Origin of the sequence: Pseudomonas syringae CC1557 (assembly GCF_000452705.1) — a bacterium.
Taxonomy (GTDB): domain Bacteria; phylum Pseudomonadota; class Gammaproteobacteria; order Pseudomonadales; family Pseudomonadaceae; genus Aquipseudomonas; species Aquipseudomonas syringae_F.
Map to the genome: position 1 here is coordinate 758659 of NZ_CP007014.1, position 13371 is coordinate 772029.

General features: G+C 60.3%; 12 protein-coding genes. 3 read left to right on the forward strand and 9 right to left on the reverse strand.

The window, feature by feature from the left end; translation table 11 throughout:
- The first annotated feature begins 33 nt into the window (after positions 1–33).
- Both N018_RS03660 and N018_RS03665 read left to right on the forward strand, forming a co-directional pair.
- Positions 34–939 carry a LysR family transcriptional regulator gene (locus tag N018_RS03660; RefSeq protein WP_038400958.1) on the forward strand — a complete coding sequence of 302 codons (906 nt, stop codon included), beginning with the start codon at positions 34–36 and terminating at the stop codon, positions 937–939.
- Positions 940–1392: 453 nt separating this feature from the next.
- Positions 1393–2085 (forward strand): ArsR/SmtB family transcription factor, encoded by a 693-nt coding sequence (locus N018_RS03665; protein WP_024646220.1) that lies wholly within the window; start codon positions 1393–1395, stop codon positions 2083–2085.
- Between the two features lie 133 nt (positions 2086–2218).
- On the opposite strand, the gene N018_RS03670 is transcribed toward N018_RS03665, so the two are convergent.
- The 7 genes from N018_RS03670 to N018_RS03700 all read right to left on the reverse strand — a co-directional run bounded on the left by N018_RS03670 (position 2219) and on the right by N018_RS03700 (position 9357).
- The gene (locus N018_RS03670) at positions 2219–3172 is read right to left on the reverse strand and encodes an adenosine deaminase (protein ID WP_025388864.1); all 954 of its coding nucleotides are present in this window, start codon (positions 3170–3172) and stop codon (positions 2219–2221) included.
- Between the two features lie 78 nt (positions 3173–3250).
- Complete coding sequence (locus N018_RS03675; protein ID WP_024646222.1) at positions 3251–4216, reverse strand: 2-oxoglutarate and iron-dependent oxygenase domain-containing protein; 966 nt, start codon at positions 4214–4216, stop codon at positions 3251–3253.
- Positions 4217–4292: 76 nt separating this feature from the next.
- Positions 4293–5387 (reverse strand): BMP family ABC transporter substrate-binding protein, encoded by a 1095-nt coding sequence (locus N018_RS03680; RefSeq protein WP_025388865.1) that lies wholly within the window; start codon positions 5385–5387, stop codon positions 4293–4295.
- A 298-nt stretch (positions 5388–5685) separates the two neighbouring features.
- Positions 5686–6477, reverse strand: a complete 792-nt coding sequence (fecE, locus tag N018_RS03685) for a Fe(3+) dicitrate ABC transporter ATP-binding protein FecE (protein WP_024646224.1) — start codon at positions 6475–6477, stop codon at positions 5686–5688.
- A gap of 4 nt (positions 6478–6481) precedes the next feature.
- Entirely contained in the window at positions 6482–7450 is a 969-nt protein-coding gene (locus N018_RS03690; protein ID WP_024646225.1) for a FecCD family ABC transporter permease, read from the reverse strand.
- Positions 7447–8436, reverse strand: coding sequence for an iron-dicitrate ABC transporter permease FecC (fecC, locus tag N018_RS03695; protein ID WP_025388866.1), 990 nt, complete (start codon positions 8434–8436; stop codon positions 7447–7449). Before fecC ends, N018_RS03690 begins: the two co-directional genes overlap by 4 nt.
- Positions 8437–9357 (reverse strand): Fe(3+) dicitrate ABC transporter substrate-binding protein FecB, encoded by a 921-nt coding sequence (locus N018_RS03700; protein WP_025388867.1) that lies wholly within the window; start codon positions 9355–9357, stop codon positions 8437–8439.
- A gap of 243 nt (positions 9358–9600) precedes the next feature.
- On the opposite strand from N018_RS03700, the gene N018_RS03705 reads away from it, so the two are divergent.
- The gene (locus N018_RS03705; protein WP_024646228.1) at positions 9601–10689 is read left to right on the forward strand and encodes a calcium:proton antiporter; all 1089 of its coding nucleotides are present in this window, start codon (positions 9601–9603) and stop codon (positions 10687–10689) included.
- Positions 10690–10958: 269 nt separating this feature from the next.
- Here N018_RS03705 and N018_RS03710 read toward each other — a convergent pair whose 3' ends face one another.
- Positions 10959–12314, reverse strand: coding sequence for an 8-oxoguanine deaminase (locus N018_RS03710; protein ID WP_025388868.1), 1356 nt, complete (start codon positions 12312–12314; stop codon positions 10959–10961).
- A 142-nt stretch (positions 12315–12456) separates the two neighbouring features.
- Positions 12457–13146, reverse strand: coding sequence for an SDR family oxidoreductase (locus N018_RS03715; protein ID WP_024643923.1), 690 nt, complete (start codon positions 13144–13146; stop codon positions 12457–12459).
- Positions 13147–13371: the final 225 nt, after the last annotated feature.

Sequence of the window (13371 nt, forward strand, 5' to 3'; positions counted from 1 at the left end):
CTTTCAATTTATTTTTGATAATACGAGGGTTCGATGCTGCGTTTTGATGACTTGCAGTTGTTTGTGCGTGCTGCCGACCTGGGCAGTCTGTCGGCTGCGGCGCGTGTCATGGACCTGTCGGCAGCGGTTGCCAGCGCGGCCCTCAAGCGCATTGAGCAGCAATTGGGTGCTCGCTTGCTGGCGCGTTCCACCCGCAGCCTGCGCCTGACTGCTGAAGGTGAGGGTTTTCTGGAATACGCACGCGCAGCTTTGAGCAGCCTGGAAGAAGGGCGACGTCTGCTGGCCAGCAGTCAGGATCGCTGCGAGGGCGTGCTGCAACTGTCGGCTCCTTCCGATCTTGGGCGCAATGTGCTGTTGCCGTGGCTGGACGAGTTCCAGCAACAGCACCCGCAACTGAGCGTGCGGCTGTTACTGGGTGATCGCATGGCGGACCTGTTTCGTCAGCCCGTGGACGTCGCACTGCGGTACGGCGAACCCGAGGATTCCAGCCTGGTCGCATTACCGGTGTTGCCTGACAACCGGCGTGTACTGTGTGCCGCGCCGAGTTATCTGCAGCGCCACGGCGAACCGCAGCAGGTCGAACAACTGGCGCAGCATAACTGCTTGTTGTTCATGCTCGGTGACCGTGTGCATGACCGCTGGACACTGCATGACGGCAAGCGCGAGATCAGCCTGACCGTCAGTGGCAATCGTTTCAGCGATGACGCCGACGTGGTGCGTCGCTGGGCGGTGGCTGGCGAGGGCGTGGCGTACAAGTCATGGCTGGATGTCGCGGCGGATGTGCGGGGTGGGCGCCTCAAGGTACTGATGGCTGATTTGCAAGGCGAGCGCGCACCGCTGAACCTGCTGTGTGCACATCGCGCGCAACTCAGTAAGCCGGTCAATCTGTTACTGGATATGCTCAGGTCGCGCTGTAAGCAACATGCTGTAGGCCAGTAGCCTGTTGGTTTGTTTTAACGGCTACGCCACGCGGGGAAACAGCCTACGGAAGTGTCGGAAAATAGAGTATTTAAATGCATTTCAAAAATGCAAAATTCCTGTACAGGAATGAAACAGAAACGGGCTGTTGTTGAGCGCTTTTGGCATTTTTGTCATGAGCGTTGCGCTTGTATTTTTAATTGTTGCTTTGCATAACGGCCCAAAGCCCTTGAATAGAGCTGTTCAGCCATCAAGGGCCAAACTGTTCAATGGCCTGGCACGAGAGAACGTCGAAGCGCTTTCCGAATAGTTGCGAGACAACAGTTTGTACGAATGGTTTTTTACTCAATTTGGCCGGAGGGCATAGAGTTTATACTTGTCATTTCAAGTTAAAGCCGCGTTCAACTTTATTAAAGTGTGATCGCTGTCATTAGCTCATCTCGACAGATGAATGTTTCAACAGGGAGTGAACACATGGAATATGCACCTTGCATCAGCCAGATAGCAACGTTGCTGGCTGATCCCAAGCGTAGCGCAATGATATGGGCCTTGATGGACGGGACGGCTCGCTCTACCGAGGAACTTGCCATTCTGGCGGGGCTCTCCGCTTCCTCTGCGGGCGCACACCTTGCGCGTCTGACCAGTGGTGGTCTGTTGAAACAGGAAACACGCGGGCGCAAGCGTTTCTTTCGATTGGCCGCGCCTGAAGTGGGCGCAGCGGTGGAGGCGCTGGCCAGCGCGTCAATAGCCAGTGCCGATCAGATCAGTCGCCGCTTGGCTCAGTCCGTTCCGCCGTTGCCGTTGCGTCGTGCAAGGATCTGTTCCGATCATCTGGGCGGAGAAATGGCCGCCGAACTTTATCAGCGTCTATTGGGGGCGGGCTGGATCGAGCAACAGGAGAAACGCATCGCAGTGACCAGCAAGGGCGTTGCCAGATTCGCCGAGCGCGGTATCTACATACCGGCACTTGCCCAGCGCAAGCGCGAAACGGTCTGTGCCTGCCCGAAATGGAGCGAACTCAGCCCGCATCTGGGCGGCGCATTGGGGGCTGGGCTGTTGCAGTTGTTCATTCAGATGGGCTGGCTGCGCACCACCGAAGAATCCAGCACCTTACAGGTCTCGTCGAACGGGCAGCGGGAAATCAGCAAGATAGCGGCCGCGGCGTGAGTGGAGCGGCAGGTGTAGCCTGCTCCACCACTATCGCGCCTATGCTCCGCGTCCTCTTGCGACGCAGAGCGTCGCGCAAGGCACTCCTGCGCGGAGCGTGAGGAACGATAGGTTTAGCCTGCTCAATTACTATCTAGGGCTTGATCAGTCGTGCATCCAGGCTGTTTTGCGCCAGGCGGCTGGCCTGATCCTGGGTCATGCCCAAGTGCGTATACAGCGCGTGGAAGTTCTCGGTCACGTAACCGCCGAAGTAGGCAGGGTCGTCCGAGTTCACGGTGACTTTCACGCCGCGTTCCAGCATGTCGAGGATGTTGTGCTGCGCCATATCGTCGAACACACACAGCTTGGTGTTGGACAACGGGCAGACGGTCAGCGGGATCTGTTCGTCGATGATGCGCTGCATCAGACGCTCGTCTTCGATAGCGCGCACGCCATGGTCGATACGCTGAATTTTCAGCAGATCCAGCGCTTCCCAGATGTACTCTGGCGGGCCCTCTTCGCCCGCATGCGCCACGGTCAGGAAACCTTCGTTGCGCGCCCGATCAAACACGCGCTGGAACTTGCTCGGCGGATGGCCCATTTCCGAGCTGTCGAGGCCAACGGCCACAAACGCATCACGAAACGGCAGCGCCTGGTCGAGGGTCTTTTCGGCTTCTTCCTGCGACAGGTGACGCAGAAAGCTCAGGATCAAGCCGCTGTCGACACCCAGCTTCGACTTGCCGTCTTTCAGCGCGCCGGTAATCCCCGCCAGCACCACTTCAAACGGAATACCACGGTCAGTGTGGGTTTGCGGGTCAAAAAACGGTTCGGTGTGGATAACGTTCTGTTCCTTGCAGCGCAGCAAGTAAGCCCAGGTCAGGTCGTAGAAGTCCTGCTCGGTGCGCAACACGTCTGCGCCGCGGTAGTACAGATCAAGGAATTCCTGCAGATTGTTGAAGGCATAGGCCTTGCGCAGGGCTTCGACGTCATTCCATGGCAGGGCGATTTTGTTGCGCTCGGCCAGGGCGAACAGCAACTCGGGTTCCAGCGAGCCCTCAAGATGCAAGTGCAGTTCTGCCTTGGGCAGGGCGTTCAACCAGTCGTACATATTCTTTTCTCATCAGGTGCAGATCGCGGGCATTCTACAGATGCACGCCGCTGCGCAGGGTAAAACCTGACCGAACGTTCAACTTGCCTCCTGTTCGCGACGATAAGCGTAAGTGTCGGCAAAGCGTGAAAGCAGAAATTCGGCGCAGGTCGTTACAGGATAGCGGGCCGGATGAGTTGCGCTCTGGCAGCCGGGCAGACATTCAATGCGGGTGTCTGGATGCGGCTCGGCGAAGAACGGCATCGAATAGCGATCAACGCCCAGCGGGCTGATGACCCGGTGCGGCGTGGACAGGTAACGGTCGTTGCTCCAGCGCGCCATCATGTCCCCGAGGTTGACCACGAAAGTGCCATCGACTGGCGGCGCGTCGATCCATTCGCCGCGCACATCGCGCACCTGCAAACCGCCTGCTGTGTCCTGATACAACAAGGTGATACAGCCATAATCGGTGTGTGCGCCGGCGCCCTGTTGCTCGCTTGACGTGGCCGTGTGGCGCGGCGGGTAGTGAATCATGCGCAGCACACTGACCGGGTCCTGGAAGCGCTGATCAAAGAAGTCACGCTCGATGCCCAGCGCCAGCGTCATGGCGCGCAGCAGGGTTTGCGCCAGCGCCTGCATGTCCAGGTAATGCTGCTCCATCAGGCTTTCCCAGCCGGGAATGTGTGGATGCCGATTGGGGCCGCGCAGCGGTTTGCCGGCCAGCACGTCGGGATGATTGGCATCCATATGCAGGCCCATGTCGAAGGTTTCTTTCAGGTCACTCGGCAGGCTGGGGTCCAGTTGCTCGGTGGCAATCGCGCCGTAGCCGCGATGATGTGTGCTCTGGGTGATATCGATGCTTAGCTTTTCGGCAGCATCCCGTGCGAAGAAATCCTTGGCTGCGGATTGCACCTGCTCGATGCGCTCTGCGCTAATCGGGTGACCTTTGATGTAGAAAAAGCCCCACTCCCGGCAGGCACTGTCGATTTGCGTGGCAACAGCTTGCCACGCCTGGGTATCTGCGCCGTAAAGCGGGCTGATGTCGATGACGGGAAGCTGGTCCATTAACCGGTCCTGGAAATTCTGTGGTGTTCAGTATCGATGAGCGTGCCCGCCGCAACGGGCACCAGACGCCACCCGGTTATTTAGGCAGTTCGGCCTTGATGCCTTCAACGTAGTAGTTCATCGACGCCAGCTCGGCGTTGGTCGCGACCGCGCCGTCAGCAATCTTGATCGTGCCGTTCTGGTCCTTGATCGGGCCGGTGAACGGGTGGAATTCGCCGCTTTCGATGCTGGCGATGATTTTCTGCGCCTCAGCCTTCACGTCCGCAGGCACCACGTCGCTGATCGGCAACTCGACGGTGCCTTCCTTCAGGCCACCCCAGTAATCCTGAGGCTTCCAGGTGCCGGCGATGGCGCCCTCGGCTGCCTGAATGTAATGCGGGCCCCAGTTATTGACGATCGAGGCCAATACCGCTTTCGGCCCGAAGTGCGCCATGTCCGAGGCATAACCTACGGCATAGACGCCACGACGCTCGGCCGTCTGGATCGGAGCAGGGCTGTCAGTGTGCTGGAATACTACGTCCACGCCCTGGTCGATCAGCGCATTGGCGGCATCGGCTTCCTTGCCCGGATCGAACCACGAGTTGACCCATACCACTTTGATCTCGGTGCCAGGATTGTATTTGTTCAGCGCCAGCTGGATGGCGTCGATGTCGCGCAGCACTTCAGGGATCGGGAACGAGGCGACGTAACCGATCTTCTTGGTCTTGGTCATCTTCGCCGCGATGTAACCGCTGACATAGCGGCCTTCGTAGGTGCGGGCCAGGTAAGTGCCCATGTTCTTGTCCTGCTTGTAGCCGGTCGCGTGCTCGAATTTTACTTTCGGAAATTGCTTGGCAACTTTCAGGGTCGGGTTCATGTAACCGAAGGAGGTGCTGAAAATCAGGTCGTAGCCACCCTTGGCCATGTTACGAATCACCCGTTCGGCATCTGCACCTTCCGGCACGTTCTCCACGTAGCTGCTGCTGACCTTGTCACCCAGCGCCTTGACCATCGCCTGGCGGCCCTGCTCGTGCTGATAGGTCCAGCCGTGGTCGCCGATAGGGCCGATATAGACGAATCCGACTTTCAGCGGATCGGCTGCCGAGGCGAGCAGGCTGGAGCCGATGCCGACAACGGCGGCCATGGCGCACAGCAGTTTTTTCAGGGGACGACGTGGGTTGCTCAGGTGCATCGGGTCTAGCTCCTTGCGGTCTTGTTGGAGTGCATACCCCCAGCAATGCAAATAACTGACCAACAGGACAACTTAAGATGCTGGCTTGCTCACCATCTAGCAACAGTGCGTGGGTAGGAGCGGACTTGTCCGCGAAGAAGGCAGTTCAGACGATGTATTTTTGGAGAATGTACCGACCTTTTGGCGAACAATGCGGATCGCCGCCCCGGTCGCTCCTGCTGCCTTCGGCGAGCATCAAGAGCAGTGTTGCGTATAGCCGGAGTGCAGCGGGAAGGTGCAGGCGCGGTGGGCTGCGCCGCTAACTGGTGCAGCGGGTGCTGCGCTCGACAATACACATCGGCGTGCCGGCCACCGGCTCGCGCATGATCTGCACCTGTACATCGAACACCTGGCAGACCAGCTCGGCGGTCAGTACATCGCCGGGTGCGCCGCAGGTCACCAGACGCCCGCCCTGCATCACCGCCAAATGGTCGGCGTAGCGGCAGGCCTGATTGATATCGTGCAGCACGGTAATCACCGTTTTGCCTTCGGCACTCAGTTCACGCATCAGGTCCAGCAGTTCGACCTGATGGCTGATGTCCAGGTAGGTGGTCGGTTCGTCGAGCAGAACGATGGCGGCGTCTTGCGCAAGGATCATCGCCAGCCATGCGCGCTGGCGCTGCCCGCCGGACAGATCTGACAGCGGACGCTCGGCCAGCGTCTCCAGCTCCATGCGCTGCATGGCCTGATCGACGCTGTGTTGATCGGCCCCGCTCAAGCGCCCCCACAAACTGTTGTGCGGGCTGCGTCCGTACGCCACCAGTTGGCGCACGCTGACCCCTTCAGGAATCGGCAGCACTTGCGGCAAAAAAGCGACTTTGCAGGCCAGTTCCCTGGCCGACAACTGGCTGTAGGCTTTGCCATCCAGGCTAAGGCTGCCCGATTGCGGCGTGAGAATTCGTGCAAACGCCTTGAGCAACGTGGATTTGCCGCAGCCGTTAGGGCCGATCAGGGCGGTAACCTGTCCCGCTGGCGGGCTGAACGACAGGTCCTGCACGATGCGCGTGCTGCCGTAACCGATATCGAGGTGCTGCGCCTTCAGAATGCTCATGGGTTCAACCTTTGAATCGGGCCAGCAGCCAGAGAAAATACGGAGCGCCAATCACAGCGGTGAGAATTCCGGCGGGAATTTCACTGGGGGCGATCAGCGTGCGGCCCAGCGTATCGGCCAGCACCAGCAGCAATGCGCCCAATACCATCGACGCAGGCAACAGGTATTGATGATGCCCACCCACCAGTCGGCGAGCCATGTGTGGCGCAACCAGACCGACGAAACTCACCGGCCCGATGATGCCCACGCCAAGACTGGTCAGCAGCACGGCACTGCCCATTGCCAGCCAGCGAGTACGTTTGAGGCCGGTGCCCAGGCTTTGCGCCGCCTCATCGCCAAGACCGATCAGATTCAGGGGCTTGGCCAGCAGCAGGCTGAGCGGGATCAGCAGCAGAAGCGGCGTGGCCAGCAACACATGGTGCCAGTTGCGGCTCCACAAGCTGCCGGTCAGCGCCAGCAGGGCAGTGTTGATGTCCAGCGGATTGGCCAGGATCAGGAATTCGGTGACGCTCGACAGCGTGACCGCGATCGCCACCCCGGACAGCGCGAAGCGCACGCCGGAAAACTGTACGCCGGTGTTGTACAGCGCCAGCAGCAGTGCGCCCGCCGCGCCGCCCAGACACGCCACGAACGGCAGCGCGGCCACTGGTAGTTGCGGCAGGCCGATGATCGCAATGGTCAGCGCCAGCCCTGCGCCCTGGGTTACACCAAGGATTTCCGGCGAGGCCAGCGGGTTGCGAATCACACCTTGCACGATGGCGCCAGCCAGGCCCAGTGCGCAGCCGGTCAGAATCGCAATCAGCCCGCGTGGCAGGCGATGATTCCAGACCTCAAAATCCTTGCTGTCGTGGGCGATCAGGTGATCGAGCACCGCACCGGGTGTCAGCCAGACAGTACCCGCGCTGAGGCTCAACAGCAGGGCCAGCGCGAGCAGCGTGATCAGCAACAACAATCGTGAGCGGGGCTGATTCATAGCGCGCGCCTCGCCAGAAACAAAAAGAACGGCGCGCCGATCAATGCCGTGACCACGCCGGCCGGTGTCTCCACCGGGAACGCCACGGCGCGGCTGATCAGGTCAGACGCCAGGACGATGGCCGCACCCAGCCCGGCGCTGATCGGGATCAGCCAGCGGTAGTCATTGCCCAGCCATTGGCGGGCAATGTTCGGCGCGATCAGGCCGACAAAGCCAATCGGCCCGACCGCACAGACACTGGCTCCGACGAGTAGCAGGCTGACCACGAACACAAGTAGCCGCAGGGCACCGATGCGCACACCCAGCGACCGGGCGGCGTCTTCGCCGAGGTTGATCAGGTTCAGGCGTGGCGCACAGGCAACCGCCAACACCAGGCCGATCAGCGTGCAGGGCCAGAGCAGTTGCAGTTGCTCAGCACCGACATTGGCCAGTGAACCGGCCAGCCAGTTAAGGACGCTTTGCGCCTGGGCTTCGACAAGAATCACGGTGAGACGGGTCAAGGCTGCGCAGAGTGCGGCGACTGCGACGCCCGCCAGCACCAATCGCCCTTGGGTGGTGGCAGGCGACCATGCGCCGCCAAGGCTGAACACGGTAATCCAGGCCAGCGCACCGCCGAGGCAGGTCATCAGCAGTGCGCCACCGGGGAAGGGCAGGGCGACCAGCCCGGTGGAAAACAGTGCCAGCCCCAGTGCCGCACCTGCCGTGACGCCGAACAGGGAAGGCGAGGCCAGGCGATTACGCGTGATGCCTTGCATCAACGCGCCTGCCACGCCGAGACACGCGCCGACCAGTGCGGCGCACAAGGCGCGTGGCACTCGCAACTGCGCGACGATGTAGGCAATGTTGCCGCCCTCGCGACCCAAGGTGAACAGCCCGTTCCAGGCATCGATTTGCCGGATGCTGAACGACGACAGCGCGAACAGCGATACCCAGAACAGCCCCAGACAGGTCGCCGTGATAACGCCTGCCATCAGCCAGCGGCGCATTTAAGGGTTCAACGCGGCCTTGCCGCCCTTGAGCACGGCAAGCGCGTCGTCGGCGATCTGTTCGGACGCCATGATCCCGCGATTGCGCGCCCAGCTGTCACCATCGACTTCGGCCACCTGTTTATTACGTACCGCGCCAAGCACCTGCCACAGCGGCTGCTTGCTCCAGCTGTCAACAATGCTTGGGCGACGATAATGGCCGACCAGCAGCCAGCCAGGGTCCAGCGCCAGCAGTTGCTCCAGGCTGACGAACTCGGTCGGCGCGGCCTCTTTGCGCACTTCCGGCACCTGCAAACCGATGGCCTGCAACACGCTGCCAGCGTAAGAGTGCGGACCATGCACTGAGAAGCTGTCTTCACGGGCAACCCCGAACAGCACGTTGGTATTGGCCGGGATCTGCTCGGCGACGGTCTTCAGGTGCTGTTTGTTTTCCGCGATACGTGCCTGCATTTGCGGCCCCTTGCCCAGCGCCTTGCCGATCAGTTCAGCCGATTTCAGGCTGCCCTGATAGTCCTCGCCGCGTGACGGCAACATCAGCGTCGGCGCCAGGCTGGCCAGATCGTTGTACAGCGCCTGATGGCGGCCCAGGTCAGCAATGATCAGGTCTGGCTTGAGCCGCGCGATCACTTCGATATTGGGTTGCGAGCGCAGCCCCACTGATTGCCACTCGCCCACGGCTTTGCGCACCTTGGGCAGTACGCGACTGGCATCACCATCGTCGGCAGCACCGACGGGTGTAACGCCGACCGAAGCCAGCCCGTCGAGAAACGAAAACTCCAGGACCACCACGCGCTTGGGGGTGTCTGGCAGATGGACTTTGTGCTGGCCGTCATCGATATCGATGGGCGCTGCCTGTACGGCGCTTGCCAGCAAGGTCAGCAGGCCGCAAGCCATTAGATGCGGAAGTTGAAAAGCACGCATGGCGTATGTCCTTTCTAACGGAAGCAGAATCGTGAAAAACAGGCGTGCCATAAGGCCGCGAAGAAAATGGCGGGCACTATTTCACATCGTGGCGACGGGATCAAAAGTCATTTACGCGTGGGTGCGGTTCTCATTCGGGCTATTTTATGAAACCTTTTGTCACACACGCTACTCTGAGACGCTTCACTGTTGGCCACCTTCATGTACATCCGCGGCGATGTCGCAAGGTTTGGGGAATAAAAAATGGGCGCATTGCTCAAGCAAGAAAAGTTTCTGCTACTGGCGATCATTGCCATGTTCGTCGCCTACCCACTGGAGCACGTGCTGCTGGGCAATGGCCAGGTAGTCGCACTGGTTTCCGGTCTGGCGCTGGTTGGCTTCATCGTCTGCGCCTCGATGCGCGTTGCGCACCACGCCGAGATGCTCGCGGAAAAAGTCGGCGATCCTTACGGGACGATGATCCTTACGCTGTCGGCGGTGACGGTCGAAGTGGTGATTCTGGCAATCATGATGAGCAACGAGCCATCGCCGACGCTGGTGCGCGATACGATTTACTCGGCGGTGATGCTCGACATCAACGGCATCCTGGGGCTGGCAGCCTTGATGGGCGGTATCAAACATGGCGAGCAATCGTATAACGACGATTCGGCACGCACTTACAGCGTGATGATTCTGACCGCCATGGGCGTTTCCATGGTCGTGCCAGAGTTCATTCCCGAGGGTGACTGGAAGATATATTCGGCGTTCACCATCGGCGCGATGGTTCTGCTCTACACCTTGTTCCTGCGCATGCAGGTCGGGCCGCACAGTTACTTCTTCAGCTACAGCTACCCGGAGAAGAAAAAGCGCCAGGGTCAGGCCGAAGAGCATGAGCCCGTCAATCTGCCCCGTTCGATTGGCACGCTGGTAGTCGGCGTTGTGGTGATCGGTGCGCTGGCTGAAGTGATGTCCAAGACCGTCGACCTCGGCCTGGAAGGCACGGGTGCGCCGCCGGTCATGACCGCGATTCTGGTCGCGGCGATTTCCGCTGCGCCGGAGATCCTGACCGCCTTGCGCGCAGCCCTTGCCAACCGCATGCAGTCGGTGGTCAATATCGCTTTGGGTGCGTCGCTGTCGACGGTGATTCTGACGGTTCCGGTCATGGAAGCGATGGCGCTTTACAGCGGCCAGCCGTTCCAGATGGCCATGACCCCGGTGCAGACGGTGATGATCTTCATTACCCTGCTGGTGTCTGCCATCAACCTCAACGACGGCGAAACCAATGCAATTGAAGGCATGACCCATTTCGTGCTGTTCGCGACGTTCATTATGCTGTCGTGCCTGGGGCTTTGAGGCTGTAGCGCTCATCGCCTATCGTTCCCGCGCCCCGCGTCGCAGTGGACGCAGAGCGTCCAGAGCAGCATGCCGACGCGGAGCGTCGCACGATAGTTGAAGGCATGACCCACTTGCTTATCTTTCCCACGCTCTGCGTGGTAATGCATTTCGTGACGCTCTGCGTCACATTGCAGCCATGACGCATCACCCAATGCATGCCAACGCGGAGCATTGGCACGATAGTCACGCTCTGCGTCGCACGATGTTGATATTTTCCTTGTGCAGGTTCAGCCCTGAATCAGTTCCCGCGCCGCCTGGCTGTGATCGGCGATCAGCTTCTTGATATCCAGCCCTTCGACCTGACCGTCGATCACTCGCCATTGCCCTGCAATCATCACCCGGTCCGCACGATCTGCGCCGCACAGCAGCAGCGCGGACAACGGGTCGTGGCTGCCGGAGAAGCGCAGTTTGTCCCGCTTGAACAACGCCAGATCAGCCTGTTTGCCCACTGCCAGCTCTCCAATATCAGTGCGCCCCAGCAACTGTGCCGAACCCTTGGTCGCCCAGCCAAGTACCCGTTGCGGGGTGATTTTCTCGGCGCCGTAGCGCAGGCGCTGCAGGTAAAGCGCCTGTCGGGCTTCGAGGATCATGTTCGATGCATCGTTGGACGCCGAGCCGTCTACCCCAAGCCCGAGCGGCGCGCCGGCAGCTATCAGGTCCAGGGTCGGGCAAATCCCCGAGGCCAGGCGCATGTTCGAACTGGGACAATGACAGACACCGGTGCCCGCTGCGCCAAGGCGGGCGATTTCATCGGGGTTGAAATGGATGCCGTGCGCCAGCCAGGTGCGTGGGCCGAGCCAGCCGACGCTGTCCAGATAGTCAACCGTCCGCAAACCAAAGCGCTGCAGGCAGAAGTCTTCTTCATCCAGGGTTTCGGCCAGATGCGTGTGCAGGCGCACATCGAGCTTTTCTGCCATCGCAGCGCTCTCGGCCATGATCTGCGGCGTCACCGAAAACGGCGAGCAAGGCGCCAGCGCGATCTGAATCTGCGCGCCGTCGCCGCGCTCATGATACGTCTCGATCAGGCGCTGGCTGTCGGCCAGAATCACCTCGCCCTGTTGCACCGTCTGCTGCGGCGGCAACCCGCCATCCGCTTCGCCCAGGCTCATGGAGCCGCGTGTCAGCATCGCGCGCATGCCGAGCTCTCGCACGCTCTGTACCTGCACATCGATGGCGTGCTCCAGCCCGTTTGGAAACAGGTAGTGATGATCGGCAGCCGTCGTGCAGCCCGACAACAACAGCTCCGCCAGCGCCACCTTGCTGGCAATGGCGAGCTTGTCTGGCGTCAGGCGCGCCCACACCGGGTACAGGGTCTTGAGCCACGGAAATAGAGGCTGATTGACCACCGGTGCCCAGGCCCGCGTCAGGGTTTGATAAAAGTGATGGTGGGTATTGATCAGCCCCGGCAACAACACATGCTCGCGGGCATCGAATGTCTGGGTGCAGGGCGTGGACGGTTGCTGACCGGCGGCCAGAACCTCAGTGATGACACCATCCTCAATGACCAGGCCGCCACGGGCGTCCAGGTCATTGGCGGTAAACACAGCAAGGGGATTTTTCAACCAGATACGGATCGCGGGCATGGGCCGGCTCCTCTGAAAAGGGTTCAGGGTTAGCCAGCTCAGTGATGCCCTGTCTGCTGATCCAGGGTTGCCAGGGCGTAAAGCGCCCCGGCAAGGTTTGCGAGTCTATCGGGGTGATCGGAGCTTGATCAATACCCGTCCGTTACCAGGCAATGGTCTTGCCCTGATAATCGATGAAGTGATGCCCACCTTTGCCTGCATAGGCATTGAGCTGTTCCACAAGCCCGGTGGTGCTGGTCAGCACGTCAATGGCGGCGTTCTCGCCGCCCATGTCAGTCTTGACCCAACCCGGATGCATCGATAGCACGGTCGGGCGTTTCTCGTCCAACTGACTGACAAAGGTGTTGGTCATCGAATTGAGTGCCGCCTTGCTGGCCTTGTACAGCGCCAGGTTCGCGCCATCCGGACATGTGACGCTGCCCAGCCAAGAACTCATGAATGCCAGAACGCCTGTTTCCGGACGAATTTGCGCGACAAAGCGTTCAGCCAGACGAATCGGCGCGACCGCATTGGTCAGGAACAACTGGCCTAGCTCGGCAGCGGTCGATTTCGCAGCGCTTTGATGCTCAGCACCGGTGATCCCGGCATTGACGAACAGGACGTCAAAGACTTCGCCTTTCAGCTTCTGGACCAGCACCTCAAGCGAAGCGGTTTCGTCCAGGTCCACGGCTTCAATTCGAACACCCTCGACGGCCCTTAGATTCTCGGCGTTCTGCGGATCACGAACGGTAGCCGTGACCTGCCAGCCCTGCTCGGTCAAACGCTGCACCAGCCCAAGCCCCAAACCGCGAGAGGCGCCGATGATGAGGGCGGTTTTTTTGGTAGTGGTCATGAATGATTCCTTGGCAGATTGAGAGACAGACTCCATGGCAGCGCCAGCAAGATCTCTCGAAAGTTTCGACCTTGCAGCGTACTCCTGCCCATGAGGTGTTGGAATCTCTGTCAGCCGAAATCGTTCAGGGGAATAACATGGACGCTCGGACATCTCTCGTTCCTCACGCTCCAGCGTAGGAATGCCTTTCGTGACGCTCTGCGTCAAACCTCTGCGCCGCGGCGC

What these genes read in the sequence shown, in the direction of transcription:
- N018_RS03670 (WP_025388864.1), bottom strand. Translation starts at nt 3,172, where the DNA reads ATGTACGACTGGTTGAACGCCCTGCCCAAGGCAGAACTGCACTTGCAT.
- N018_RS03660 (WP_038400958.1), top strand. Translation starts at nt 34, where the DNA reads ATGCTGCGTTTTGATGACTTGCAGTTGTTTGTGCGTGCTGCCGACCTG.
- fecC (WP_025388866.1), bottom strand. Translation starts at nt 8,436, where the DNA reads ATGCGCCGCTGGCTGATGGCAGGCGTTATCACGGCGACCTGTCTGGGG.
- N018_RS03710 (WP_025388868.1), bottom strand. Translation starts at nt 12,314, where the DNA reads ATGCCCGCGATCCGTATCTGGTTGAAAAATCCCCTTGCTGTGTTTACC.
- fecE (WP_024646224.1), bottom strand. Translation starts at nt 6,477, where the DNA reads ATGAGCATTCTGAAGGCGCAGCACCTCGATATCGGTTACGGCAGCACG.
- N018_RS03715 (WP_024643923.1), bottom strand. Translation starts at nt 13,146, where the DNA reads ATGACCACTACCAAAAAAACCGCCCTCATCATCGGCGCCTCTCGCGGT.
- N018_RS03675 (WP_024646222.1), bottom strand. Translation starts at nt 4,216, where the DNA reads ATGGACCAGCTTCCCGTCATCGACATCAGCCCGCTTTACGGCGCAGAT.
- N018_RS03680 (WP_025388865.1), bottom strand. Translation starts at nt 5,387, where the DNA reads ATGCACCTGAGCAACCCACGTCGTCCCCTGAAAAAACTGCTGTGCGCC.
- N018_RS03700 (WP_025388867.1), bottom strand. Translation starts at nt 9,357, where the DNA reads ATGCGTGCTTTTCAACTTCCGCATCTAATGGCTTGCGGCCTGCTGACC.
- N018_RS03705 (WP_024646228.1), top strand. Translation starts at nt 9,601, where the DNA reads ATGGGCGCATTGCTCAAGCAAGAAAAGTTTCTGCTACTGGCGATCATT.
- N018_RS03665 (WP_024646220.1), top strand. Translation starts at nt 1,393, where the DNA reads ATGGAATATGCACCTTGCATCAGCCAGATAGCAACGTTGCTGGCTGAT.
- N018_RS03690 (WP_024646225.1), bottom strand. Translation starts at nt 7,450, where the DNA reads ATGAATCAGCCCCGCTCACGATTGTTGTTGCTGATCACGCTGCTCGCG.